The 26,723-nt window shown below is 50.5% G+C and carries 25 protein-coding genes; 14 read left to right on the forward strand and 11 right to left on the reverse strand.

Going from position 1 to position 26,723, the window contains the following annotated elements:
- Positions 1 to 11: 11 nt before the first annotated feature.
- Complete coding sequence (locus tag F3F96_RS05645; protein WP_176962281.1) at positions 12 to 209, reverse strand: hypothetical protein; 198 nt, start codon at positions 207 to 209, stop codon at positions 12 to 14.
- A gap of 129 nt (positions 210 to 338) precedes the next feature.
- Complete coding sequence (gene murI, locus F3F96_RS05650; RefSeq protein ID WP_206675279.1) at positions 339 to 1,121, reverse strand: glutamate racemase; 783 nt, start codon at positions 1,119 to 1,121, stop codon at positions 339 to 341.
- 154 nt (positions 1,122 to 1,275) lie between these two features.
- Between murI and F3F96_RS05655 the strand changes: the two genes are divergently transcribed.
- Together F3F96_RS05655 and F3F96_RS05660 are read left to right on the forward strand one after the other, a co-directional pair.
- A complete protein-coding gene (locus F3F96_RS05655) occupies positions 1,276 to 1,839 on the forward strand; it encodes a sigma-70 family RNA polymerase sigma factor (RefSeq protein WP_176962283.1) in 564 nt (187 codons plus the stop codon).
- Complete coding sequence (locus F3F96_RS05660) at positions 1,836 to 2,081, forward strand: zf-HC2 domain-containing protein (RefSeq protein WP_176962284.1); 246 nt, start codon at positions 1,836 to 1,838, stop codon at positions 2,079 to 2,081. Before F3F96_RS05655 ends, F3F96_RS05660 begins: the two co-directional genes overlap by 4 nt.
- Before the next feature lie 106 nt (positions 2,082 to 2,187).
- Here the strand turns inward: F3F96_RS05660 and F3F96_RS05665 are convergent, their stop codons facing one another.
- The 4 genes from F3F96_RS05665 to pgi form a co-directional block, all read right to left on the reverse strand.
- Complete coding sequence (locus tag F3F96_RS05665; RefSeq protein ID WP_241697679.1) at positions 2,188 to 3,279, reverse strand: hypothetical protein; 1,092 nt, start codon at positions 3,277 to 3,279, stop codon at positions 2,188 to 2,190.
- Positions 3,279 to 4,373, reverse strand: coding sequence for a PD40 domain-containing protein (locus F3F96_RS05670; protein WP_176962285.1), 1,095 nt, complete (start codon positions 4,371 to 4,373; stop codon positions 3,279 to 3,281). The genes F3F96_RS05665 and F3F96_RS05670 overlap by 1 nt, the downstream gene beginning before the upstream one ends.
- Positions 4,374 to 4,562: 189 nt before the next feature.
- The gene (locus F3F96_RS05675; RefSeq protein WP_176962286.1) at positions 4,563 to 4,799 is read right to left on the reverse strand and encodes a plasmid partition protein ParG; all 237 of its coding nucleotides are present in this window, start codon (positions 4,797 to 4,799) and stop codon (positions 4,563 to 4,565) included.
- A gap of 65 nt (positions 4,800 to 4,864) precedes the next feature.
- Positions 4,865 to 6,511 carry a glucose-6-phosphate isomerase gene (pgi, locus tag F3F96_RS05680; protein ID WP_176962287.1) on the reverse strand — a complete coding sequence of 549 codons (1,647 nt, stop codon included), beginning with the start codon at positions 6,509 to 6,511 and terminating at the stop codon, positions 4,865 to 4,867.
- A 162-nt stretch (positions 6,512 to 6,673) separates the two neighbouring features.
- Between pgi and glgA the strand changes: the two genes are divergently transcribed.
- From glgA to F3F96_RS05695, 3 genes are read left to right on the forward strand one after another with little or no spacing between them, the layout of a single operon-like run.
- Positions 6,674 to 8,128 carry a glycogen synthase GlgA gene (gene glgA, locus F3F96_RS05685; protein WP_176962288.1) on the forward strand — a complete coding sequence of 485 codons (1,455 nt, stop codon included), beginning with the start codon at positions 6,674 to 6,676 and terminating at the stop codon, positions 8,126 to 8,128.
- Positions 8,128 to 9,051, forward strand: a complete 924-nt coding sequence (locus F3F96_RS05690) for an ROK family protein (protein ID WP_176962289.1) — start codon at positions 8,128 to 8,130, stop codon at positions 9,049 to 9,051. Before glgA ends, F3F96_RS05690 begins: the two co-directional genes overlap by 1 nt.
- A gap of 7 nt (positions 9,052 to 9,058) precedes the next feature.
- Positions 9,059 to 9,682, forward strand: coding sequence for a YigZ family protein (locus tag F3F96_RS05695; protein ID WP_206675280.1), 624 nt, complete (start codon positions 9,059 to 9,061; stop codon positions 9,680 to 9,682).
- Between the two features lie 55 nt (positions 9,683 to 9,737).
- Here the strand turns inward: F3F96_RS05695 and F3F96_RS05700 are convergent, their stop codons facing one another.
- The 3 genes from F3F96_RS05700 to F3F96_RS05710 form a co-directional block, all read right to left on the reverse strand.
- Positions 9,738 to 12,236 carry a glycogen/starch/alpha-glucan phosphorylase gene (locus F3F96_RS05700; protein ID WP_176962291.1) on the reverse strand — a complete coding sequence of 833 codons (2,499 nt, stop codon included), beginning with the start codon at positions 12,234 to 12,236 and terminating at the stop codon, positions 9,738 to 9,740.
- 119 nt (positions 12,237 to 12,355) lie between these two features.
- The gene (locus F3F96_RS05705; protein ID WP_176962292.1) at positions 12,356 to 13,162 is read right to left on the reverse strand and encodes a formylglycine-generating enzyme family protein; all 807 of its coding nucleotides are present in this window, start codon (positions 13,160 to 13,162) and stop codon (positions 12,356 to 12,358) included.
- Positions 13,163 to 13,172: 10 nt separating this feature from the next.
- Positions 13,173 to 13,769 (reverse strand): cytochrome b/b6 domain-containing protein, encoded by a 597-nt coding sequence (locus tag F3F96_RS05710; protein ID WP_176962293.1) that lies wholly within the window; start codon positions 13,767 to 13,769, stop codon positions 13,173 to 13,175.
- A gap of 372 nt (positions 13,770 to 14,141) precedes the next feature.
- Here F3F96_RS05710 and F3F96_RS05715 point away from each other — a divergent pair, with 372 nt between their 5' ends.
- A complete protein-coding gene (locus F3F96_RS05715) occupies positions 14,142 to 14,528 on the forward strand; it encodes a hypothetical protein (protein ID WP_176962294.1) in 387 nt (128 codons plus the stop codon).
- Between the two features lie 87 nt (positions 14,529 to 14,615).
- On the forward strand, positions 14,616 to 14,960 hold the full coding sequence (locus F3F96_RS05720) for a hypothetical protein (RefSeq protein WP_176962295.1): 345 nt from the start codon (positions 14,616 to 14,618) through the stop codon (positions 14,958 to 14,960).
- A gap of 51 nt (positions 14,961 to 15,011) precedes the next feature.
- Here the strand turns inward: F3F96_RS05720 and F3F96_RS05725 are convergent, their stop codons facing one another.
- Complete coding sequence (locus F3F96_RS05725; protein ID WP_176962296.1) at positions 15,012 to 15,563, reverse strand: DUF5610 domain-containing protein; 552 nt, start codon at positions 15,561 to 15,563, stop codon at positions 15,012 to 15,014.
- Positions 15,564 to 15,795: 232 nt separating this feature from the next.
- Here F3F96_RS05725 and F3F96_RS05730 point away from each other — a divergent pair, with 232 nt between their 5' ends.
- Positions 15,796 to 17,448, forward strand: a complete 1,653-nt coding sequence (locus tag F3F96_RS05730; RefSeq protein ID WP_176962297.1) for an HD family phosphohydrolase — start codon at positions 15,796 to 15,798, stop codon at positions 17,446 to 17,448.
- A 53-nt stretch (positions 17,449 to 17,501) separates the two neighbouring features.
- Here the strand turns inward: F3F96_RS05730 and F3F96_RS05735 are convergent, their stop codons facing one another.
- A complete protein-coding gene (locus F3F96_RS05735) occupies positions 17,502 to 18,686 on the reverse strand; it encodes a 6-phosphofructokinase (protein WP_176962298.1) in 1,185 nt (394 codons plus the stop codon).
- A gap of 101 nt (positions 18,687 to 18,787) precedes the next feature.
- Between F3F96_RS05735 and F3F96_RS05740 the strand changes: the two genes are divergently transcribed.
- The 6 genes from F3F96_RS05740 (at position 18,788) to pyk (ending at position 26,711) form a co-directional block, all read left to right on the forward strand.
- Positions 18,788 to 19,594: an inositol monophosphatase family protein gene (locus tag F3F96_RS05740; protein ID WP_176962299.1), complete on the forward strand. Its 807-nt coding sequence runs from the start codon at positions 18,788 to 18,790 to the stop codon at positions 19,592 to 19,594.
- Positions 19,595 to 19,701: 107 nt separating this feature from the next.
- Positions 19,702 to 20,655 (forward strand): class II fructose-bisphosphatase, encoded by a 954-nt coding sequence (gene glpX, locus F3F96_RS05745; RefSeq protein WP_176962300.1) that lies wholly within the window; start codon positions 19,702 to 19,704, stop codon positions 20,653 to 20,655.
- 142 nt (positions 20,656 to 20,797) lie between these two features.
- Positions 20,798 to 22,786 carry a transketolase gene (gene tkt, locus F3F96_RS05750; RefSeq protein ID WP_176962301.1) on the forward strand — a complete coding sequence of 663 codons (1,989 nt, stop codon included), beginning with the start codon at positions 20,798 to 20,800 and terminating at the stop codon, positions 22,784 to 22,786.
- A 119-nt stretch (positions 22,787 to 22,905) separates the two neighbouring features.
- Positions 22,906 to 23,904 carry a type I glyceraldehyde-3-phosphate dehydrogenase gene (gene gap / locus F3F96_RS05755; protein WP_176962302.1) on the forward strand — a complete coding sequence of 333 codons (999 nt, stop codon included), beginning with the start codon at positions 22,906 to 22,908 and terminating at the stop codon, positions 23,902 to 23,904.
- A 173-nt stretch (positions 23,905 to 24,077) separates the two neighbouring features.
- Positions 24,078 to 25,256 carry a phosphoglycerate kinase gene (locus tag F3F96_RS05760; RefSeq protein WP_176962303.1) on the forward strand — a complete coding sequence of 393 codons (1,179 nt, stop codon included), beginning with the start codon at positions 24,078 to 24,080 and terminating at the stop codon, positions 25,254 to 25,256.
- On the forward strand, positions 25,257 to 26,711 hold the full coding sequence (gene pyk / locus F3F96_RS05765; protein ID WP_176962304.1) for a pyruvate kinase: 1,455 nt from the start codon (positions 25,257 to 25,259) through the stop codon (positions 26,709 to 26,711).
- Positions 26,712 to 26,723: the final 12 nt, after the last annotated feature.

The following is a 26,723-nucleotide window of genomic DNA, read 5'->3' on the forward strand; positions in this document are numbered from 1 at the left end:
CTAGCTGCTAATCAGGCCTGGCACTCACCACGGTAGAGGCATGGTGTAACAGCGCAGTTAGCGATGCGAGCAAAGCAGTCTGTGTTGCCTTCAGCAATCTGAATGGAATGAATGAGCTCAGCTTTACGAAGCTTTGCGCTCCCTTTCAGACCAAGACCTGATGCCTTCTCAAGTAACTCTTTTTTTGTCACGGTATTCTTTGTAGCCATGTTGGTTTACATCCTATAGTTGAAATTGGCGCGAACCATAGCGGCAGAAACCCTATTAGCAAGAGAAATGCATTGATTTTACTGGCATTTACAAGGAATCCTCAATTTTCATGGGAGTGCATAAAATGATCAGATGTCAAGTTGGCCCACATCTACATGTTGACCCCACAGACGGGAGATCAATTTCTCACTGGGGCTGCCTGTACTCCAGAACTGAACAGCCCCGCACTGGCTCTCCTGACTAAGCCTGCCGCGCAGCATAAGTTGCCGTTTCAACTCACGTGCAATGGCATCACCCGTATCAAGAATGGTAACAGCATCACCTGCAATCTCACCAATCAGAGGTATCACATAGGGGTAGTGGGTACAGCCGAGAACAAGGGTATCCACGCCCTGCTCCAACAGCGGTTTGAGATAAGCTGTTAATATGGCCCGGGTCTCCGCCCCGGTCAGATCACCCGCCTCAATACGCTCTACCAGTCCAGGACAGGGCTGAACAAGCAGCCTGGCATCAGCAGCAAAGCGCGATTTCAAGCTATTGAATCGTTCACTGCTTACCGTACCACTGGTGGCCAGCACGCCAACCACACCGGTTCGACTATGTATCACTGCAGGTTTAAGCGGCGGCTCCATGCCGATAACAGGGATATTATAGCGTTCTCTGAGCAGGTTAATCGCCACGGCAGTTGCCGTATTACAGGCGACCACAATGGCCTGAGCCCCCTTCTCAACGAGAAAGTCGGAGATCTTCAGACAGCGATCAGTCACCTCTGCCGCTGTCTTGCAGCCATATGGCATATAGGCAGTATCAGCAACATAGATCAATGATTCTGCACTTAGATGCTGATGAATGTGCGCTAACACGGAGAGCCCGCCAACACCGGAATCAAATACACCTATAGATTTCTGCATGCCTATATTTCCCATCTCCTCAAATTCATTTCAAGTGCAGAAGCTAACCAAAAATAGAGCCATGCGAAGAGAATAAAATATAACATCATCAACCTGTGATATCTGAAGCAATATGGCTATTGATGAAGGTAACTCTTCTGGTCAGAGTCGAGGCATGCAAACAGAGCCGCACCAATGGATTAACGAACACGGCGATTATCTCTATCGTTATGCGATGTCACGACTCCATAATGAGGAAGTGGCGGCAGATCTGCTGCAGGAGACTCTACTTGCAGCCTGGAAAGGTCATAGCAATTTTGCCGGCCAATCTACCATGCGAACGTGGTTAGTCGGCATCCTCAAACATAAAATTATCGATTACATCCGCAAAGAGATCCGCGACCGCAATCTGAGTGAAAATGTAGGCAACGACCCAACCACGGCTTACTTCAATAACGATGGCAGCTGGAGTGAAGCCCCGCGTGCATGGAACGAAAACCCTGAGTCGCTCTGTCAGAATGAGCAGTTCAGCACTGTACTTGAAACATGTGCAGACAAACTGCCTGAAAAACAGCGGCTGGTTTTCCGGCTGCGTGATATCAGTGGCGATGATACAGAAAGCGTGTGTAAGAGTTGTGATATTACAGCGACCAACCTTCATGTTCTTCTGCATAGGGCGCGCCTGTCACTACGAAAATGTCTTGAGATCCACTGGTTTGGCGTGGGAGAGAAGCAGTGAATCACGCATGTAAACATGTTTCTCGCCTGGCATCCGACAGTATTGAGCGAAAGTTATCCCTGTGGGAGAGGTTCAGGTTCCATCTGCACCTGGCCATGTGCAGGAATTGCAGAAATTTTGACCAGGCCCTTGAGCTGATGCATCAGGCGACCGAACTGATGCGTAAAACGCGCTATGGCAAGATCGAACTCACGGATACACAACGTGACCGGCTTCATAAGGCCATGGATGAGCAAATCTAGGGATGCTCTGACTTTTTCAGAGTATCCCTAGGTCGTTACTGATTAATTGGTATGCTGGAAAACCGGCTACTGCCTGAGCAAACTTGCCACCAGTTATCTGAATGACCTACTCAACTCTGGCCGGAAGTGGAATACTCCAGACATGGAACCCAGAGGTGCCACCCGATGCATGCAGTCCTTTTTTCGTTGCCCTGTCCACCTTACGATCAGAGTGGTAATAGACTCTGCCATTTGATCCGATAGCTGGTGCACCATCGTGGGCAGCATCGAATGTCAGACGGGTCAGATGCTGACCATCACGTCGGATCATCCAGACATCCCAGTTCTCTTTTTTGATTTTGATTCCGGCTTCGCCCCGATTGGATGTGAATGCAATCCACTTTCCATTCGGGCTCCAGGTTGGCTGCACATCGATACTGTTGGAATTGGTCAGCTGAATCAGGTTTGATCCATCCACATCCACCATAAACAGATGCCAGCTATGGCCTGTCTGCATGGAGAACACGATACTCTTGCCATCTGGTGAGAGTGACGGATTCACCCCGGCGGTGAGGCTGCTCTCTTCACCGTTTTTACCAATATACAGCAGACGTGTCTCATTACCGGCAATCTTCCAGTTTTTAAAATCCAGCGTATTGATCTTTTTTTCGTTGCCTGACCTCATCAAACCTGAGGTTGGCAGCAGCCGAACACCAATCAGGCCACCACTCTCCAGCACAATCAACTCAATAAACTCACCAGTCAGACGCGAAAGGCGACGTACAGCCCCTTTGCCATTGGCAGCCATCTGCCATACACCCAGATCACCACCCCGATCAGAGAGGAAGGTGGTGTGTTCAGGGCCCTGCCAGTTCATCGAGTGAAAAGCGCGCTTATCATCAGTCAGCACATTCAGGGGATCACCATTTTCCAGCAGACGACGTGTCACTACGCTTTTATTGCGCTTACCTGAAATCACCAGAAGATGTTTGCCATTGGGTGAAATTCTCGGATACATCTCTGTTTCACCGGACTCCAGCGTCAGCAACGAGGCATTTTCAGATGGAGACAGAGAGGATTCCGTAGCAGGTTTCTTTTCCATCACCTCTTGCTGTAACCAGTCGAGAAGATCATCGCTGTAAGCTGTGGAGGATAGCGCCAGCGTCGCCATAACAGTCAAAGCAAAGCGAATCACGGTGCTACCTCCTGTTGAGATCATTACTTGATATCCAGTTTCCAGATATTCCAGCCGGAGTAGGTATCACCCTGAGGATTGCCTAATACCCGGTTCGAGTGGAATACCACACTGTTGTTATCCAGCCAGGCTGGCCCGCCATCGGTTGCATCCTTGGCATTGGTCAGACGCGTTGCACGAATAGTGGAGACATCCAGCATATAGATTGAAGTGTTACGAACATTTCCAGATGAGTCACGATTTGAGACAAAGGCCAGCTTTTTACCGTCAGGGCTCCAGGCTGGTTCAAAATCACCATATTCAGAGCTGGTCACCTGCATCAGGTTGTCACCATCAATATCCTGCATCCAGATATCGTAGTTACCCTCTGTCTGTCGAACAAAGGCAACCCTTTTACCATCGGGAGAGATAGCTCCATCATAGGCATTGGGAATCATGATCATTTCACTGCTCTGGCGCGAAAAAATATAGAGCACAGGGGCATCCAACTTATTCAGATTACCTGCTCTGGTTCCAGCATAACCCTGTTTGTAACGGAAGTTATCGGAATCATAGGTGCGCCAGTGCTGTCCGACCAGTTCGTGGTGCGGAAATTTGATAAATTCACCAAGCATCTGATTGTAACGTGCCTTCTGGAAGGTGGTATCAAAACACCATACTTTACCGTCACTGGATGCATTGAGATGGAAAGGAGCAATCGTGCCACGGTAGGTTGCCATACCACCGATAGAGACTTGACCATCACCTCTGCCCTGCCACATCCATGCGGAGATCGGACCGACGCGATCACTCACATAACCGATAGAGCCATCATCAACAGCAACGCCATAACGCATGGAGTCATTCAGCGCCAGTTTCTTCATATGATAACGACCTGAGTTTGGCGATGTCTTGGAAACCCGGTACATGGAGAGGTCATCACCCTTACGCTGACCGAAAACCAGAAACTGACCGGCTACAGAGGGGTAGACACTCTCAACGCCGCGATCTGCAACATAGGGTGTAACCGGATAGAGTGGAGGCTGAGGCTTAGTGACCATAGTCTGGCTCATGGCCAATGAGGGTTGAACCAACATAGCTGCAACTGCGATGGCTGACAGCAAGTATCTGATTTTCATGTCGTGATCTCCTGAATACAGTTATTTCTGCTTCGTGAAGAGAACTTCAACTACCAGGCCCCCACCTAAAGCAGGCGAATCATACATTCGCACTTTCCCAAATCTTTGTGACTTTCATCACAGATTAAAACCTTTTAACATATGATTAACCGAATCCGTATCCATTCGGCCTGTTACCTCTGTTTGTAGCTAAATCTTGCCTTCGGACTTCAGGCCGTTGAGCAGATCTTCGTAGTTGATGACCGGCTCATAATCCTGCGCCTCAAAGGCCATCAGATTTTTCTGATCCTCTGCCAGCATGTTACAGACCGCTTCATTGACGATATCCGATATGGAGCGATCTGTTCCTGCAGCCCGCAGTCTCAACGCCTTGTGAATGTTTTCATCAAAATAGATGGTGGCCTGTTTGGCTTTGCTTTTATCCATGATTCACCCCGCAAAATGAGAGGATAATAATATTACATTAAGACGTCAAAGTCGCACTTGCCACCCTACTCTTTCCTGTGCTCTTTATAATAGTTTATCAAGCCATTGGTAGATGAATCGTGGCTGGTTGTATCTTCAAAATCATCCAGTTCAGGAAGAATCTTTCGGGCCAGCTGCTTACCAAGCTCAACACCCCACTGATCATAGGCATTCAGATCCCAGATCACGCTCTGCACAAAGATCTTGTGCTCATACATCGCCAGCAGGCTACCGAGTGCTTTTGGCGTCAGCTTCTGGAACAGAATCGAGTTGGTCGGTTTGTTGCCGGGGAACACCTTATGCGGAAGCAGCGCCTCAAGCGCATCTCCACTCAAACCTTCAGCCTCCAACTCCTTGCGTACCTCATCTTCATTTTTACCCACCATCAACGCTTCAGTCTGGGCAAAAAAGTTGGAGAGCAGCATCGGATGATGACGTCCCACCGGGTTCTTGGTCTCTACCGGCGCAAGAAAGTCACACGGAATCAGTTTGGTACCCTGATGAATCAACTGATAGAAGGCGTGCTGTCCATTGGTGCCGGGCTCACCCCAGATAATAGGGCCGGTCGAGTAATCCACAGCTTTGCCACTGCGCGTTACCCGTTTGCCGTTACTCTCCATGTCACCCTGCTGAAAGTAGGCAGAGAATCGGTGCATATACTGATCATACGGGAGCATGGCATGTGAATCGGCATCAAAGAAGTTGTTATACCAGACACCGAGCATTGCCAGTATGACCGGTACGTTCTCCTCAAACGGTGCCGTTCGGAAATGCTCATCCATCTCATGAGCACCTTCTAAAAGCTCCTCGAAATGGTCCATGCCGAGATAGAGAGCGATGGAGATACCAACTGCACTCCAGAGCGAGTAGCGCCCGCCAACCCAATCCCAGAACTCAAACATGTTGGCTGTATCAATGCCGAATGCGGAGACCGCTTTGGCATTGGTTGAGACAGCTACGAAGTGCTGGGCAACAGCCTTCTTGCTGCCACCACGGGTCAGGAACCAGTCACGCGCTGTACGCGCATTGGTAATGGTCTCCTGCGTGGTAAATGTTTTGGACACGATCACAAATAGCGTGGTTTCGCGGGAGAGGTGCCTGAGCGTCTCAACCATGTGTGTGCCATCCACATTGGATACAAAATGCATATGTATCTTGTCACGGCCATAGGGGGTCAATGCAGCACTCACCATCACCGGCCCCAGATCTGAGCCACCGATGCCTATATTAACCACATCGGTAATGGGTTTGCCGGTACTGCCCAACCACTCACCGGAGCGTACCGATTCGGTAAAGTTGCGCATCTGCGCCAGCACCCGGTTCACATCGGGCATCACATCATGACCATCAACCATTACCGGGCGATTGGAGCGATTGCGCAGAGCGGTATGCAGCACAGCCCTCTCCTCAGTATTGTTAATCTTTTCGCCCGAGAACATGCGATCTGTCCAACCCTGCACATCTCGTTCACGCGCCAGTTCAAGTAGCAGAGACTGGGTCTCTTCAGTGAGAATGTTTTTGGAGTAGTCGACAAGCGTATCACCAAAATGAAGGGAGAACTTATCAAAGCGTTGCGGATCATCGGCAAAGAGGTCGCGCATATGCACCTTTTTCATCTCTTCGGCGTGTGCCGCCAGTTTTTTCCATGCTGCTGTTTGCGTCAGTTCAGACACGTATCCCCCCTTACCGCTGATTAACGGATGACCAGAAGTGTATGGCTCAGCTTCTGCACAGGCTAAACCTTGTCTACTCAGGATTCAAACCATCAAATAGAGCGCAACAGTTTATGACAGGCAACAGCCATGCTAGGATGTCGTTCTCAGGGGAGAGGACAAATGGCTAAGCTGAATATTGTATTTATCGCATCGGAAGCGTCACCACTTGCCAAAACGGGAGGGTTAGCTGATGTGGCAGGTTCACTGCCGCATGCACTGCAGCACATCGGCCACAAGGTTACGGTGATTCTGCCCTTCTATCGCAGAGAGCTCGAAAAAAACGGTATCTCTACGAAACCGATGCACACCTCCATCGAGATGTGGGCTGATGGCGTGCAGCGGCAGTGTCCCCTACATCAGGCCGAGATCAATGGCCTGCATTATATTCTCATCGAACAGGATGATCTCTATGATCGCGAAGGCATCTATGGCCCTGCCGGCGGCGCTTATGAAGATAACCTGCTGCGCTTCTTGCTGTTTGATCGCGTAGCTCTGGAAGCGGCAGCTCAGTTGGGCAAGAAGGTTGATATTATTCACTGCCACGACTGGCAGACCGGCATGATTCCGGTGCTGCTGAAGACGCAGTATCAGCACCACCCTGCCATCGCCAATGCCAAGACCGTCTATACCATTCATAACCTCGCCTATCAGGGCAACTTCCCGCCTGAATGGATTCACCGCCTTGGCATTCCAAGCCACCACTTCCATCCGGGTGATTTCGAATTCCATAATCAGATCAACTGCATGAAGGCTGGCATCGCCTCAGCCGATGCAATCACTACGGTCAGCCCCTCCTATGCTGAAGAGATACTCACCCCTGAATATGGCTGTGAACTGGAAGGTTTCCTGCAACTGCATACCGGCAAACTATCAGGCATCGTCAATGGACTGGATATCGCAGATTGGGATCCATCCAACGACAAATCGCTTGTCAGCAACTACGGAGCAGGCAACACAGCTGGCAAAAAACGCTGCAAAGCGGCACTTCAGAAGGAGTTCGGGCTCAACGTTTCAGCTGACACCCCTCTGATGGTTATTATCTCACGTCTGGCGGATCAGAAAGGCATTGATCTGCTACTTGCCAATGCTCAGCGCTGGATTGATCGCGGCTATCAGATCGGTGTCCTCGGTTCCGGTGACCCCCACAGTGAAGAGGCTCTGCACAGGATCGCAGATGCCAACCCTACGCAGATGTTCTTCTATCGCGGCTTCAATGAATCACTGGCCCGTCATATCTATGCCGGAGGTGATATCTTCCTGATGCCTTCGCGTTTTGAACCATGCGGATTGGGGCAACTGATGGCCATGCGTTATGGCACGGTGCCGGTTGTTCGTGCAACCGGAGGCCTGAGGGATACGGTAACCGACCATAAACAGAGCCGGGGTGCAGCAACCGGCATCCACTTCACCGATGCCACGCCAGAAGCCTTTGATGAGGCGGTAGAGTATGCAATCTCACTGTATGGCAATAAAACCATCTGGGCACGCATTCGTAGCAATGCTCTGAAACGCGACTCCTCATGGGAAGCCTCGGCAAGTGATTACGCCGATCTTTACGGGCACCTGCTAAGTTGATGGATCGGGTCTTAGCCGCTGATATCGGCGGTACAAATCTTCGCCTGGCCCTGATCGATGAAAATGGAAACTTTATCGATGAGTCGCGGGTTGAGGCCAGACTCAGTCGCCACGATCAACAGACACGCGAAGCTGCAGAGAACTATGTGCTCGACACCCTCTCAGAAGCCATCACCCCCTTTCTTGATCAACATCCTGTTAGCGATATCGGCATCGGTTTCCCCGGCTTCTTCCGTGGTACAACAGGCATTCTGGCTGGCTCCCCCAATCTACCACTACTGGAAGATTTTGAGCTGGGCAAACGACTATCAGAACGGCTGAAAATTCGTGTCGCCGTACAGAATGATGCCCTATGCGCGGCCATCGGTGAGCAGCGGTTCGGTGCTGGAAGAGGCCATGAGAACTTACTGCACATCACCCTTGGCACAGGCGTTGGTGGCGGTCTTATTCTGAACAATGTGTCCTACACCGGAGAGCGCGGCATGGCCATGGAGTTCGGTCATCTGCGGGTGGTACATAAACAGACACACCGGTGCGGATGCGGCAATTACGGCTGCCTTGAAGCTTATGCCTCCGCCACCGCTGTAGCACGCCGATTTGCCGAGCGCAGTGGTATCGATACCGATGCCCGACAGGTTTATGAGTATGCCTGCGATGGCAACAAAGATGCTGCCCTGATCCTCAAGGAGACCGGCATATACCTTGGACTGGCGATTGCTGAAGCGGTCAAGCTGCTTGATATTGAGACCATCACCATCAGTGGCGGCTTAAGCCATGCCTGGCATCTGATTCATCCACCCCTGATGGCCGAGCTCAATGACAATCTTATTCCACCTCTGCGCGGTAAGATCAACGTCATCCACTCCACGCTGGATGACAAAGCCGGGCTACTGGGAGCGGCACACATCGCCTCCCGCCGCTGAGATCATCTTGCAAACCAGCTACAATATCCCTGCCGCACCGATCTGCGTAGAGCAGGAGATCAAACGCAGCCGTTTCATTGCTGATATCGCCCATGCTGAAGCCAAAGCAGATGCTCTGGCCTTTATTGAACTGATCAAACAACGGGAACCTGAAGCACGTCACCACTGCTGGGCCTATATTGCAGGTCACCCTGTTCAATCGATTAACCGGGCCTGCTCTGATGATGGCGAACCGCAGGGCACGGCAGGAAAACCGATGTTGAATGTACTGCAACATAAAAACATCGGTGAGATCGTGGTGGTGGTCAGTCGTTATTTCGGTGGCATTAAACTCGGTGCTGGCGGACTGGTGCGTGCCTATTCAAGTGCGGTGCAACAGGCTGTTGAAGCGCTACCACTCAAACTGCATACCACCACGCTACCTGCGATCATCCACCTCCCCTTTGCGCTGGAGAGTCAGATTCGCCATCTACTTGATGGCCTGCAGATCGATATTATGCAGACCCTTTATCAGAACAGTGTTGAAATGCATGTCGAGGTAGAGCTTGGTAGAGAGCTTGAGTTTGAAGAGGCCGTGATCAATGCCAGCAGTGGCAGTGCCAGCGTCACATTCCCCCGAATCCAGACATAAAAAAAGACGCGGAGCCAGGGCCCCGCGTCTTTTAATTTTCAGATAAAGCGCCGAATCAGCGAAGTATGGCTTCCGGTTTAACCGGATCCAGATGCCAGATGTCGCGGTTATAATCCTGCATGGTGCGATCAGTTGAAAATTTACCACTGTATGCCGTATTCAGAACACTCATCTTCTGCCAGCGATCCTGATCCTGGAATGCAAGCGAAGCCTGCTGCTGTGCATCGATATAGGAACGGAAGTCGGCAGCCACCAACCATGGATCATTCGGAGAACGGATAGCACCAATCACCGACTGGAACAGCCCCTGCTCAAACTGACTGAAGTGGCCACACTCCAGAAGTTCCATCACACGGCGGAAATCTTCATCCTCTGCAATGATCGCATCAGGGTTATATTTGCCACGAATAGCTTCTACTTCCGCTGCATCAAGACCGAAAAGGAAGAAGTTCTCATCGCCCACCTCTTCACGGATCTCGATATTAGCGCCATCGAGTGTGCCGATGGTCATCGCACCATTCATCATGAATTTCATATTGCCGGTGCCTGAAGCCTCTTTACCGGCGGTAGAAATCTGCTCAGAGAGATCCGCAGCAGGTGCAATCACCTCCATGGCGGATACACGGTAGTTCGGGAAGAAGACCACTTTCAGCTTATCGCCCACTTCAGGATCGTTATTCACCACCTCAGCCACATTGTTGATCAGTTTGATGATCTGTTTGGCCATGTAGTAACCCGGTGCCGCTTTACCACCAATCAGAACACAACGGTTCGTCCAGTTCTCGGCATCACCACGTTTGATACGATCATAGAGGTGAATCACATGCAGCAGGTTCAATAGCTGACGCTTGTACTCATGGATACGTTTCACCTGAATATCAAACATCGCATCCGGGCTGAATGTAACACCGCAATCCTTCTCAACCACGGCTGCCAGACGCTCTTTGTTCTCACGTTTGCAGGCCACCCATTTGGTGCGAAAAGCAGCATCATCAGCATAAGGCGCCAGATTGCGCAACTCATTAAGTTCAGTCACCCAACCTTCACCAATGGTGTCAGTGATCAGCTTGGACATCGGCTTATTACACCATGCCATCCAGCGACGCTGTGTTACACCGTTGGTTTTATTGTTGAACTTCTCTGGCCAGAGGGCGTAGAAATCGGCAAACAGCCCCTCAACCAGAAGGTCGGAGTGCAGCTGAGCTACACCATTCACCGAGTAGCAGCCAACCAGTGCGAGGTAGGCCATGCGTACCTGCTGCACATCACCCTCTTCAATGATCGACATGCGACGCTGGCGCTCAATATCACCCGGCCAGTGCTTGGCAATCTCGGAGAGGAAACGTGCGTTGATCTCATAAATAATATCGAGAACACGCGGCAGCAAGCGACCGAACAGGTAGACAGGCCAACGTTCCAGTGCTTCAGGAAGCAGTGTATGGTTGGTGTATGCCATCGTTTTAGAGGTGATCGACCACGCCTCATCCCAATCCAGTCGATACTCATCAATCAGAATTCGCATCAACTCTGCAACCGAAACGGTCGGGTGCGTATCATTGAGCTGGAAGCAGTTCTTCTCGGCGAACTTACTGAAATCTTCGCCGTTGGCTTTCACCCACTGGCGAATCACATCCTTGATGCTGGCTGAGGCGAGGAAATACTGCTGCCTTAAGCGCAGCTCCTTACCATTTTCGCTGGAATCATTGGGGTAGAGTACCATCGAGATATGTTCAGCTTCGTTCTTCTGAGCCACAGACTCAGGGTAACTACCGGCATTAAACTCACCCAGATCAAACTCATCAGTCGCCGCAGATTTCCACAAGCGCAGGGTATTCACTGTGCCATTTTTATAACCCGGAACCGGGGTATCATAAGGAATTGCGACTACATCGTGTGAACCAACCCAGCGGCAGCGCTGTACACCGGCATCATCATGATAACACTCGGTGTGACCACCGAAATGGATACGCTGAGCATATTCAGGGCGCTCTATCTCCCACACATTGCCATTGATCAGCCAATGATCCGGCTCTTCAACCTGATGACCATTAACGATCTTCTGGCGGAACATGCCATACTCATAACGGATACCATAACCGGTAACAGGCAGCTGCAGCGTGGCGCAGCTATCAACAAAACAGGCCGCCAGTCGGCCCAGACCACCATTACCAAGGCCTGCGTCATTCTCCTGCTCGATCTTCTCTTCCAGATTCAGGCCCAGCGCATGCATCGCCTCTTCAACCTGTGGTTCAAGATCGAGATTCAACATGGCATTGCCAAGTGCACGCCCCATCAGAAACTCAAGCGACAGGTAGTAGGCGCGTTTGCCCTCTGTCGTCTCATAGGCGTCCTTGGTGTTCTTCCAGTTCTCCATCAGATGATCACGCACAGTATGTGCAATTGCACGATAGCGATAATGAAAATCGGTACTGCTGGAGTGCTGGCCGAGTGTGCGCAGAAAGTGGCGCTGGACACCATTCACGATGCCATCAGCTGTTTTATCCAGCGGAGGCACATCGGTAATACGGCGTTGTGGTTTAACGGTTTCAGTCATAATTCTAACCTTGCAAAAAATTGGTGGCGCACCCTACATTTATTGCCGGGCTATTTCACGGAGATAAAAAAAGGGCTACTTAAAGTAGCCCCTGATAAGAATTGTTCAGTAACAGATCACTATTCGCGAAGCAGACGGAAACCTACATATGGCAGACGATAACGCGGATGGAACACCCTACGGTCACCTGAACGCATATCCTTAGGGAAGCGGTACCATGCACCACCGCGAACAGAGCGGTCTTTGTTGGATTTTGTCTCACTGTACTTCAACTCGGAACCATCCCACTCCTGTTTGTAGTAAGAGCCGGTCCACTCCCAGACATTGCCGTGCATGTCGTAGAGCCCCCATGGGTTGGGTTTCTTCTGACCAACGGGATGCGTCTTCTTGTCTGCATTACTGCTGTTCCAGGCGTAATCGGAAAAAGCGGTGCGATCTTCACCCCATGAAAAAGCGGTTGTTGTACCTGCGCGAGCGGCATACTCCCACTCAGCTTCTGTAGGCAGACGATATTTGTAACCGTTTTTGCGGCTCTTTTTGGTTAGCCAGTCAGCGTACATCTGAGCATCCTGCCACTTCACATGGATAGCAGGTTGCTTACCCCGACCCCATGTCTCATCGCGGGCCATGGCGTTACCTGTCTTTTTACAGAAGTGATCGTACTGTTCGAAGGTCACTTCATACTTACCCAGCCAGAAACCCTTCTTGATCTCAACTTCGTGCTGCACTTCATCGGGATAACGGCCAAATTCACCTTCAGGCGTGCCCATCATGAACTTGCCAGGTGCAATGTAGACGAACTCAATACCGAACTCATCGGTCATGATGTCGCCAGCTTTCGGCTCATCTGCCAGGGACTTCACTGGTGCTGCCAGCAGGGTTATGGTGAATATCAAGCCAATAAAACCACTCTTATGAAAATTCATATCGCTCTCCCTACTTCCATCTAATATTGAGACGCTCGAAGATATCGAGAACCCTCTTATGGCCGAGCAGCAGGTGGTAAAGCACCATGGATACGTGGCAGACAATGAAAACATAGATCACAATGCCGAAGAACTCGTGCAGACTGAACATAAACAGCATATCCATAGTCATGCTACCGTCAGAACGCACACCGTTCATCACATAGGCACCGGTCGTGCCCAGTGCGATCAGCGTCAGGAATCCGAGACCATGCATGGCGCCAGCCAGTGCGGTACGATTTTCCGGTGGAGCAAGATTACCAGTGAAAATACCCGGAAGCTCCTCTCTGGCCGATTTGTAAAAGGCTGCGCGGTGTGTTTTCGAGAACCATGGCACCAGACGGCCCCATGCCTCCTTATCGGCAAAACGGGTCATGGCATAGATAAAACTGAGCAGGTAAGCAGTCCAGCCGATAAACATGATATGCCATGAGAACAGAACATTCGCCCAGATCACCATCTTGCCCGGCTCAGGAACGCGCATCACCAGCGCACTACCAAGCTGAAACACCACGGTCACAATAAATAGAAAATGAAGAACGCGCGTTGCCGTATTAATTCTGTCCATGTAATCCTCCATACCAACAATTGGCAGCGAACAATAGAATGATTTCATTATATTATCAACCTCTAATATAATGCGGGTTTTTGAGTTGAAATCTCACCCCTCCCAGGGCGGCCCGCAAGCTGCGCTTTTTCTATCTGAATTCAAGTGACAGGCCCCTCTTCTGCTTACCTCTGAAGAAGAGGTAAATGATCAGAATCAGAATGACTGCAAAGAAACACCAGACTGAGAACAATGCAACCGTGTAGAACATTTAAGTGGACGCCAGAGCAATAATTTATAAAACAGGATTCAACTACTAATCCCACTTCGATTTGCTTCATTGAAATTTGTGGTCTACTTTAGATTTAAAGGGAAAGGAGAAGGAGAAGGGTCATGAATAAATCAACTGGAAGGCTGTTTGCCTGGGCAAACCCAGTCACCAGACTTAATCTTGTCGATCATACTTGGGTGACTGACTATGACGTTCCGCCCATCCATAAGAGCCCTCCCCCTCCCCCTGACTCGAATCTTTATTGGTGGTGCTGGGGCAAATATCACCCGGATGGAACTGGCGGCATCGGCCATCCACAACATGGGGCTATCGGAAATGCATCAGTCGATCTGAGCACCGCATCCAACATAGTCGAACCCAACATCAGCCCCAAATCGCCTGTAAAACCCAACAAAGGCCTGGGAACCATTGCCTATTACGGCATTGATGGCGTCTGTCATCAGGTCGCCAATCAGACTTTGTATGCAACTGGTTCAAAAACAGCTTAACCGCTTCGCGTTCATGGTGCACGCGGCTACTCGCTTAGCACCTTCTTTTTCCATAACTACGGCCTGCAAACTGAGGCATGGGCTGAGGTGGTTGCCACATACGCTCCAGAGATCAAGGTTCCCGATGATGATTTCATGGCAATCATGGAAAAAGTCATTCAGATACCAGAAAAGAGTGTCTTTGAACTTCTGTCTGTCCGCACTGCCGCTCAGCAATCTTTGCAGGAGCTGCGCAAAGATGCTGCCAGCAAGTCACATATTGAACTGCGCATTGAAATCATTGAGGTTCTCGGTAAAGCACTCGAAAAGCTGCATAAGACTCTGGGTAAAACCGACTTTGAAAAACTGTTCCCGCCATTTGAGAAGATTATTGATGGTGAGTGGATTGATGCCTCCATGGTAGAGCAGAGCGTTCAGAACCTTCAGGGGTAACTTTACGCAGCTGCAGCCCCGAATGATCAACTAAAGTAGCGAAAGCTTTGTTTATGCCTGAATTTGTTCGGGAGGTGAAAGGCCCAGCAGCAGAGCCAGATTGGAGAGCCCCTCCTGTACGCGACTATAGGTGGTGTCGACGGTATCCTTCACACCACCATTGAGCGCCTGCAGCCCTTCAAGAATATCACGCGCCTGCTCAAAACCGCGTTCGATACCAACCTGTACGTTATTAAATAGCTGCTCTCTGGAGCGCTGTTCATCGGCTGGCAGATCAATCTGTGCGTTTTCAGCCCTGCCGATCAACTGGGTCGCGAAACTGATAATACGTTCAGCTGTAGCTTCAGGACTCATATCCACTCCTGAATCAACGGCGCGCTGTACCGCCCCATCACCAAGATAGGGTTTAAACATCTCATTAATCTTTTCCTGTGCCGCCTGCAGAATCAACTCGGTAGGATTGTTGGCCGCATTCAGACTCATACGACTATCAAGTTTGGCCTGAACAGATTCAGGAAGCGCTGCAGCTCTGCCCTGAGGGGCAGCCTTCTGCGGCAGAAGAATCGCATTGGCAGAATTATAACCGGGAATTGTAATCGCCATCACAGCCTCCTGAGATTGCGCTGATTAAAGTGCAGCCGCAATCTCATTATATATTATCGCATAAATTCGAATGAACTAAAGCGGAGAGGGGAAAAGCGAAATTGCATGGTGTGGAGTAATGCTACAGTTTTAAGCAGAAAAAGCTTAAGCTCAGGGTTATTTCACCGATAAACGTATAAGTTTGCCCTATCGAGGAGACAGGACGATTCCAGATTCACATTTAAGCACCGGTATGTACACCATTCCCGCAGGCCTGTCGCATGACCAGGACCTGGTTCAGCGTATTGAGAAACTCAATGCCATCGGTATTGCGCTCTCAGCCGAGAGTGATATGCCACGGCTTATGGAGATGATTCTCGTGGGTGCCAAAGTGATCACCCGCGCAGACGGTGGCACGCTGTATACGGTTGCAGATGATAAAAGCCTGCATTTTGAAATTGTGCGCACCAGCTCACTCGGCATCAACATGGGCGGCACCACGAAACGGGCGGTACAGTTTAAAGCTATCGCCCTCTACCACCGCGATGGCCGCCCCAACAATGAGCGCGTGGTTGCCTACTCGGCCCTGAACAATGAAACAGTTAATCTGGCCGATGTTTATGAAGACAACGGTGCTGGCTTCGACTTCACCGGACCACGTATGTTTGATGAGCGCATGAACTACCGTACCCGCTCCATGCTCTCCGTCCCCATGGTTAATCATGAAGGCAAAACCGTCGGTGTCATTCAGTTGATCAATAAACAGGGCGGCCAAAATGGTGATGTCATCGCCTTTGAGGATGACGATATCCATCTGGTGAAATCACTGGCCTCACAGGGCGCTGTGGCGCTAACCAACAAACGGTTGATTGATGATCTGAAAGCGCTGTTTGACTCCTTTGTGAAAACCATCGCAACCGGCATCGATGAAAAGTCACCGTATACCGGCGGCCACTGTAAACGTGTTCCAGTGCTGACGCTGGCTCTGGCAGATGCCGCCAGCCAGGCAGATGGGGCACTGGAAAGCTTCACCCTGACTGAGAAGGAACGCTACAGCCTTGAAGTGGCCTCATGGCTGCACGATTGCGGCAAACTCGTCACACCTGTGCATGTGGTTGATAAAGCGACCAAGCTTGAGACGATCTATGATCGCATCACCCTGATCGATACCCGCTTTGAGTTACTCAAACGCGATGCCGAAATCGTCATGTTAAAGCAGTTGCTTGAGACAGGGTTAGAGGGAGCTGATGCTGAGGGCGCTGTACGAAACTATCACCGCGAGCTTGAAGATCTTAATGCCGAACGCGATTTCATTCGCCACTGCAACAAAGGTGTTGAGTCGATGGCCCCTGAGCTCAAAGAGCGGGTAAAAGCCATCGCCAAGCGCACCTGGTGCAATAGTGATGGCGAAACTGTGCCATTCTTCTCTGAAGATGAACTGAATAATCTACTGATTCAATACGGCACACTTAACGCCGATGAGCGGCAGATCATTAACGACCATATTGTCATTACCAACAAAATGCTCAAATCGATGAAGTTCCCGCGTGATATGGAGAACGTGCCTGAATATGCAGGAAGCCATCATGAGCGCATGGATGGCAAGGGTTACCCGCTGGGCCTGACCCGCGAAGAGATGAGCATACCTGCCAGAGTGATGGCCATTGCCGATGTGTTTGAAGCACTGACCGCCAGAGATCGCCCCTATAAAGATGCCAAAAAACTCTCTGAATCGCTATCAATCCTCGGCAAGATGAAACAGCAAAACCACATCGATCCCGACCTCTTCGATCTCTTTATTGAGGAGAAGGTCTACCTCCCCTACGCCCGGGAGTTCATGGACCCTGAGCTCATCGATATCGATGAGCCCTTCGAAATCCCCGGTTACCCGTTCGACATGGAATAAAAAAAAGGACTGCCAATTGGCAGCCCTTTTTAATTTGAAACCTGAAAATTAAATCAGTAAAGCTTACCCATCTTCGGCATTTCACCAACCAGCGGGCTGATATAATCAATCCAGGCTTGGGTTACATCGTTACCGGCCTCGTTGATATACTCACCTTTCAGCTCAGTTGCTTCACGCGCCACAGTAGAGAGCGGCGTGATAAAACACTCACTGCTATAAGGTACACTGGAGAGCCTGCGAATTGCTACAGAACCCGGTTCAGCAGTTGCTACGGCGTGATTAACACCGAAATCACCTACCATGCGCGCTTCACGAGCATCGACTTCAGAGACAATCGTCGGAAAACTGCGCTGCAGGTAACCAAAGGTATCAGCACGCACACGTACCGTTTCTCCTGCATAGGCCTCTTTCACCTTGCCTGAAAGAAAATCACCCAATGCACCGGTACCAGAGAGCTGCAGATTACCATGAGAGTCACGTTCACCTGAGGTCATCACAGGTTCACCGGCAGCGTTGGTAATACCTTCTGAGACAGCCACCACACAGCGACCATACTTGGCCATCGCCGCTTTTACATCAGCCTGGAACTGAGTCACATCAAAGGTACGCTCAGGCACATAGATCAGATGCGGGCCATCACCCTCATCCTGACGTGCCATTGCCGATGCAGCAGTCAGGAAACCGGCATCACGGCCCATTACCACGTTGATTTTGACACCGGCAAGGGCTGCGTTATCACGATCATCACCCATGAATGCCAGTGCTACAAATTTCGCAGCTGAGGCAAAACCCGGGCAGTGATCGGTAACACGCAGATCGTTATCAATCGTTTTAGGGATATGGATGGTGCAGAAATCGTAGTTCGCCTCTTTGGCCATCTCGGCGATAATATGGGCGGTTTCAGCAGAGTCGTTGCCACCTATATAGAAGAAGTAACGTACATCATGCTTTTTAAACACTTCAAAAACGCGCTCGCATTCTGCTCTGCCGGGTTTCAGGCGTACCGAACCCAGACCAGCAGCAGGTGTGGCCGCAACAATCTCAAGCTCTTCATCACTCTGCGTGGTCAGGTCGATGAAATCCTCTTTCATAATACCCGCGATACCGTGGTGTGCACCGAGAATGCCTGTAATGTCGGACTGCTTCCTGGCGGCCAGCACAGCGCCCACCAGCGACTGATTAATAACTGCCGTCGGACCTCCGGATTGTCCGATCACCATCTTACCTTTCAAAGCCATGATTAGCCCTCCTATGATTGGCACGGCATAATAGCGACTTATGGGTCGTATGACACCCCTCTTTTTTGTAAAACTAAAGATCAATCCAAGGAATGATATAGATGACCTTTGAACAGCAACTGGAACAGCTATCCGCAATCCTGATCAGAGCTGGCCGGGAGATTATCATGCCCGCTTATGCCCTCGCTGTGCAGACAACACGCAAAGCCGACGGTTCGGTGGTGACAGAGACAGATTTGGCCTGTCAGCACTTTATCGAGCAGGAGCTGCTCAAAATCGACCCGAAGATCGGCTTTCTCGGTGAAGAGATGAGCCAAGCCCAGCAGTTAAACTGTCTACAGCAGAGAGGCGGCACATTCTGGTGCCTTGACCCACTCGATGGCACCACCAACTTTGCAACCTCCTTTCCCGGTTTCTCCATCTCTCTGGCTCTGATCAGAAATGGCAGCGTTGAACTTGCCTGCATTCATGACCCGGTCCGCTCAGAAACATTCTCTGCATTTCTCGGTGGTGGTGCTTTTCTTAATGGCCAGAGCATCCACTGCTCAGAAGAGGTTGAACTGAGCAACAGTGTTGGTTTTATCGACTTTAAACGCCTGCAGAAAGAGACCGCCAGCCGCTTTGCCACTGAGAAGATCTATCGCAGCCAGCGTAATGTCGGCAGCTGCGCACTGGAGTGGGCATGGCTGGCAGCCGGACGTGGCCAGTTTATTATCCATGGTGGTGAAAAACTTTGGGATTTTGCAGCCGGTAGCCTGCTGGCCTCTGAGGCGGGGTGCTATGTGGGTGATTTTTTCGCAACAGAACTGTTTCCGACCTCCTCCCTCTCATCCCCCATTCTGGCCACCTGCAGCCGCTCCCTTCAGGCAGAGCTGAAACAGCAACTGAGATGTGAACCTCCTATATAAATAAAGTACTTTTTTACCTACGCCATTCGGGGTCGCATTTTACAGATAAAACAGCTAGGATGCGGTTGCTAAAAATTTAGCGTCTTTGTATTTTATGAGGGGGAAACATGGGAAGCGTTTGCGATCTTAAGATTGATCTGGTGGAAGTGTGTGAGGCAGCAGCCCGCGCTTGTGCCCCGTTTGTAGGTTCCGGCCAGAAGGATGAGGGCGATGGCCTGGCAGTTGATGCCATGCGCGAGCGCATCAATCAGGTGAAGATGAAAGGTGTGGTTGTCATTGGCGAAGGTGCCAAGGATGAGGCCCCTGCCCTGTATGACGACGAACCAGTCGGAACAGGTGAAGGTGTTGGCGTTGATATCGCCGTTGACCCGATTGAGGGCACAAACCTGTTCGCCAAGGATATGCCCGGCTCTATCGTAACGCTGGCAGCAGCTCCTGCAGGTTCGATGTATCGCCCGGGTGCATGCTTCTATATGGACAAGCAGGTTTATCCAAAAGCAGCACGTGGCAAAATTGATCCGGAAGCACCGGTAGCAGATCGTCTGCATGCGCTTGCCAAGGCACTGGGTAAAGACATCAGAGAGATTCGCGTATTCATCCTCGATAAACCTCGTCACCAAGAGATGATTCAGGAAGTTTATGCTTGTGGCGCCAAGGTTCGTCTGGCGACTGATGGTGATGTAAATGGTGCGATTCAGGCTGTATTGAACATGGGTTCTGATGCGCTGTTCGGCATTGGCGGCACACCTGAAGGTATCGTGACTGCCTGTGCGGCCCGTGCAATGGGCGCAGAGATGTTCGGTCGCATGGCTCCTCAGAAAGATTTTGAGATCAAGCTGTGTGAAGAAGAAGGCATCGACACCAAGCGTATCATCACCCGTGATGAACTCGTGACCTCTGACGACTGCATGTTTGTTGCAACTGGCCTGACCAGTGGCGCATACTGTCACCACGTTAAGGTTGGCAGTGATGCTGATGGCCGCTATATGACCACAGACACCGTTGTACTCTCCGGTTCTGTTGGCAATATCAGGCGCGTTCAGACCACACTGCACGTTTAATCACTAAAAATATTTTAGCAATTAAACAACCATCATAAGTTAATCTTATGGAAAAAATAATAACTACTGATTTGGCACGAATAGTTGCATCTGCAACTATTCGCCAGCACAACTCTAAACATATATAAGGGGAACATAGCATATGAGTAATAGCAGCCGTAGACACCTGGCCAATGCCGTTCGCGCTCTTGCGATGGATAGCGTTCAGAAAGCAAACTCGGGACATCCGGGTGCACCAATGGGCATGGCGGATATCGCCGAAGTCCTTTGGAATGATTACATGAAGCACAACCCGACCAACCCGAAATGGGCTGATCGCGACCGCTTCATCCTCTCTAATGGTCATGGCTCTATGCTGATCTACTCTCTGCTGCACCTGACCGGTTACGATCTGGGCATGGAAGATCTTAAGCAGTTCCGTCAGCTGCACTCTCGCACACCAGGTCACCCGGAGTACGGTTACGCACCAGGCGTTGAGACCACAACCGGCCCTCTGGGTCAGGGTATCACCAACGGTGTTGGTATGGCACTGGCAGAGAAGACTCTGGCTGCACAGTTCAATAAGCCAGGTCACGAAATTGTTGATCACAACACCTACGTATTCCTCGGCGATGGCTGCCTGATGGAAGGTATCTCTCATGAAGCTTGTTCTCTGGCCGGCACACTGGGTCTGGGCAAACTGATCGCGTTCTGGGATGACAACGGCATCTCAATTGATGGTGAAGTTGAAGGCTGGTTCACTGATGATACACCGGGCCGCTTTGAAGCATACGGTTGGCAGGTTATTCGCGGTGTTGATGGCCATGATGCTGAAGAGATCAAACAGGCAATCGAAACTGCTAAAGCAGAAACCGGCAAACCAACGATGGTCTGCTGCAAAACTGTGATCGGTTTCGGCTCTCCAAACATGGCTGGCACACATGACTGTCATGGCGCAGCTCTGGGTGATGAAGAGATCGCACTGGTTCGTAAAGAGCTGGGTTGGGATCACGCACCATTTGAAATCCCTGCAGATGTATATGCTGGCTGGGACAATAAAGAAGCTGGCGCTGCCGCTGAATCTGACTGGGATGCTCGTTTCGCTGCATATGCGGCTGAGTTCCCTGCAGAAGCTGCAGAGTACACACGTCGTATTAACAACGAGCTGTCTGCTGACTGGGACGCTGGCGCTGATGCATTCATCGCTGAAGTTGCTGCCAAGGGTGAAACCATCGCATCACGTAAAGCTTCACAGAATGCCATTGAAGGCCTGGCTAAGATCACCCCTGAATTCCTGGGTGGCTCAGCTGACCTTGCCGGTTCAAACCTGACACTTTGGTCTGGCGCAAAACCAGTCATCAACGATCCTGCCGGCAACTATGTAAACTACGGTGTACGTGAGTTCGGCATGGCTGCCATGATTAATGGCATCTCCCTGCATGGCGGCTTTGTACCTTACGGTGCAACCTTCCTGATGTTCTCAGAGTATGCACGTAACGCACTGCGTATGGCTGCACTGATGAAAGTAGGCCATATCGAAGTATTTACTCATGACTCGATTGGTCTGGGCGAAGATGGCCCTACCCATCAGCCTGTTGAGCAGACTGCAACACTGCGCATGATTCCAAACATGGATGTATGGCGCCCTTGTGATGCTGTTGAATCTTCAGTGGCCTGGAAAGTTGCAATCAAGAATCAGACTGGCCCTACTTCACTGATCTTCTCACGTCAGAACCTTCCACATCAGGATCGTTCAGCTGACCAGATCGCACTGATCGAGCGCGGTGGTTATATCCTCAAAGATTCAAACGGCACACCTGATGTAATCATCATCGCAACCGGTTCTGAAGTATCTCTGGCTATGGAAGCAGCAGCTGCATCAGATAAGAACGTCCGTGTTGTATCTATGCCATCCACCAACGTTTTTGATAATCAGGATGCAGCCTACAAAGAGTCTGTACTGCCAGCATCTGTGGCTGCACGTGTTGCAGTTGAAGCAGGTGTTACCGGTTTCTGGGCGAAGTATGTTGGTCTCAACGGTAAAGTGATCGGTATCGATACCTTTGGTGAGTCAGCTCCAGCTGGTGAACTGTACAAACTGTTTGGCATTACCACTGAGGCAGTAGTCGCAGCGGTTAACGAAGTAGCATAAATCAACGTTTATTGGACTTTTTCTGCCTTTCGACTATATATCACGGTTGAAGGGCAGAAAAATCCACAACGTGTTTCATATTAGATTAACAATCATTACGGAGAGGAGAGGAAAACAATATGACAATTAAAATTGGTATTAATGGTTTCGGCCGCATTGGCCGTATGGTGTTCCGCGCAATTGCAAAGGACTTCAAAGATATGGAAGTTGTAGGTATCAACGATCTTCTGGACGTGGATTACCTCGAATACATGCTTAAATATGACTCAGTACATGGCCGCTTTGACGGTGATGTATCTATCGATGGCAACAATCTGGTTGTAGATGGCAAAACTATCCGCCTGACTGCAGAGCGTAACCCTGCTGACCTGAAATGGGACGAAGTTGGCGCAGACATCGTAGTTGACTGTACCGGTTTCTTCCTGACCACAGAGAGCTGCCAGGCTCACATCGACGCTGGTGCCAAGAAGGTTGTTCAGTCTGCTCCTGCTAAAGATAGCGAGACCCCAATGTTCGTATATGGTGTTAACCATGACGAGTATGCTGGTCAGGCCATCGTTTCTGCTGCTTCATGCACCACCAACTGCTTGGCTCCAATGGCTAAGGTTATCAACGACAACTTCGGTATCAAACGTGGCCTGATGACTACTGTTCATGCTGCAACTGCTACCCAGAAGACTGTTGATGGTCCTTCCAACAAAGATTGGCGCGGTGGTCGCGGCATTCTGGAAAACATCATTCCGTCATCTACCGGTGCTGCTAAAGCGGTAGGCGTGGTTCTTCCAGAGCTCAACGGCAAACTGACTGGTATGGCATTCCGCGTACCTACTTCCGACGTTTCTGTTGTTGATCTGACTTGTGAGCTTGAGAAAGCTGCAACTTATGAAGAGATCTGTGCTGCCATGAAGGCTGCTTCTGAAGGTCCAATGAGCGCTACTCTCGGTTACACCGACGAGAAGGTTGTTTCCACTGACTTCCGTGGTTGCATGAACTCATCGATCTTTGATGCAGGCGCTGGTATCGCTCTTGACGGCACATTCGTCAAACTCGTTGCCTGGTATGACAACGAGTATGGTTATACCTGCAACATGATGAACCTGGTTCGTCACGTAGCATAAAGTAACAGAACGTGGGGGCTTCGGTCCCCACGTTTGTCATTGCCTGTTTGCAAATTTAAGGGGAAAGCAAGCTGGCAGCGACAAACGTTCATACGTTGTTGTACAATCCCAAGTCATCACCTTGTTATCTTTTTTGACAACGGTGTGATCTATTTATCTTAAAGGAGTAGAGAATGTCTGTAATTAAAATGACCGACCTTGACCTTGCTGGTAAGCGCGTATTGATCCGCGAAGACCTCAATGTGCCGATTAAAGATGGTAAAGTAACATCTGATGCCCGTATTCGTGCATCGATGCCAACTATCACCCACGCGGCCAATGCTGGTGGCAAGGTTATGCTGATGTCTCATGTTGGACGCCCTACCGAAGGCGAGTTCAGCGAAGAGAACTCTCTACAGCCTGTAGCTGATCATATCGCAGGCCTACTGGGTAAACCTGTACGCCTGATCCGCGACTACCTTGATGGTGGCTTCGATGTTGCTGACGGTGAAGTCGTACTGCTTGAAAACGTGCGTTTCAACGCAGGCGAAGGTAAGAACAATGAAGAGCTCTCCAGGAAATATGCAGCCCTGTGTGACATCTATGTGATGGATGCATTCGGTACTGCCCATCGTGCCCAGGCATCTACCCACGGCGCTGGTGTTTACGCACCTGTTGCATGTGCAGGTCCGCTGCTGGCTGGTGAGCTGGAAGCGCTTGGTAAAGCACTGGATAATCCTGCACGCCCGATGGTTGCCATCGTAGGCGGCTCCAAGGTCTCTACCAAATTGACCGTGCTTGAATCACTGGCCACAAAAGTGGATCAGCTGGTTGTTGGCGGTGGTATCGCTAACACCTTTATCGCTGCTGCAGGTTACCCTGTAGGTAAATCCCTCTATGAAGCGGATCTGATTGATACCTGCAAACGTCTGACTGCTGATGCAATCGCCAACGGCGGCAGCATTCCTGTACCAACTGATATCGTTTGTGCCAAAGAGTTCTCCCCTACCGCTGCTGCAACACTGAAAGCTGCTGATGAGTGCCTTGATGATGACATGATCTTTGATATCGGCCCTGATTCTGCTGCTGCACTGGCTGAGATTATCATGAATGCCGGTACCATCGTATGGAACGGCCCTGTAGGCGTATTTGAATTCGATCAGTTCGGCGAAGGCACCAAAGCGATCTCACTTGCCATTGCTGAGTCTTCAGCATTCTCTATCGCAGGTGGCGGTGACACACTGGCTGCAGTAGACAAATACGGCATCGCAGACAAAGTTTCCTATATCTCCACCGGTGGTGGTGCATTCCTTGAGTTCCTGGAAGGCAAAGCACTGCCAGCAGTTACTATGCTAGAGGAGAGAGCAGCCTAAGTGACTGAATTTCGTAGAACTAAAATTGTAGCAACACTCGGTCCAGCCTCTGAATCTCCAGAGGTTTTGGACCAGCTTATCAAGGCCGGTGTGAACGTTGTTCGCCTGAACTTCTCACACGGTTCAGCTGAAGATCACAGAAATCGTGCTGAAAGTGTCCGCACTGCGGCCAAGAATAACGGCGTTTGCGTTGGTATCCTAGCTGATATGCAGGGTCCTAAGATCCGCATCGGCAAGTATAAAAACGGCAAGACGTTCCTGACTCAGGGCCAGAAGTACATTATTGATGGTGCTTTGGGTCTGGATGACGGTGATGATGAACGTGTAGGTCTGACCTATAAGGAACTGGTTGGTGATGTTGTCCCCGGTGCCCGCCTACTGCTCAATGATGGCCTGATTGCCATGGATGTAGATGATATTATCGGTCAGGAAATTCACTGTACCGTTATCGTTGGTGGCGTTCTATCCAACAATAAAGGCATCAATCGTGCCGGTGGTGGTCTCTCTGCTGCCGCCCTTACCGACAAGGACAAGGAAGATATCAAAGTAGCCTGTGCCATTGGCGTAGACTACATTGCCATCTCCTTCCCTCGTGATGGTGCTGACATGGAGTATGCCCGTTCACTGGTACGCGCAGAGGGCAGCAATGCCGGTCTGGTTGCCAAAGTTGAGCGTGCAGAAGCGGTAGAGAATCTGGATAGTATTCTTGAAGCTTCTGATGTGGTGATGGTTGCCCGTGGTGATTTGGGTGTTGAGATCGGCGATGCAGCTGTACCGCCGGTACAGAAACGTATTCTGCGCGAAGCACCCAAGCACAATACGCCGGTGATTGTTGCAACTCAGATGATGGAATCGATGTGTGAAAACCCGATCCCGACACGAGCAGAGGTCAACGATGTAGCCAATGCCGTACTGGATGGCACCGATGCAATTATGCTCTCCGGAGAGACTGCTGCTGGTAAATATCCGGTTTTGGCTGTGCAGGCGATGCATCGCACCTGTATTGAGACAGAGAAGCAGAAGGTTCTGCCCTCCTCCTCAACACGTGATCCTCGCTTCCCGCCACACTCGATCGATGAGTGTATGGCCCGTCAGGCCATGGAAGCATCACATATGATGCCGATTTCGGCGATTGCCTCATTCACACAGAGTGGCAACACCGTACTGTATATGTCCCGTCATCTGACCAAGTGCCCGATCTACGCACTGACTCCGTTGGGAGAAACTGCAGGCCGGGTAACATTGTTCAGAAACGTCATCCCGAAACCGGTTAGTCTTGATTACGGTGAAAAGGATGCACCACAGGCAACCCGCGACATCGTATCGATGATGCTCTACGACGAACTGGTTGAAAATGACGATCTGGTCATATTCACGCTTGGTACACCAATGGGCAAAGCTGGTGGAACAAACACAATGAAGATTATCCGTGTTGGAGAAGTCTTCAACGACTGAAATCGATTGATT

It is taken from the genome of Mariprofundus sp. NF (assembly GCF_013387455.1).
In the GTDB taxonomy this organism is placed as follows: Bacteria; Pseudomonadota; Zetaproteobacteria; order Mariprofundales; family Mariprofundaceae; genus Mariprofundus.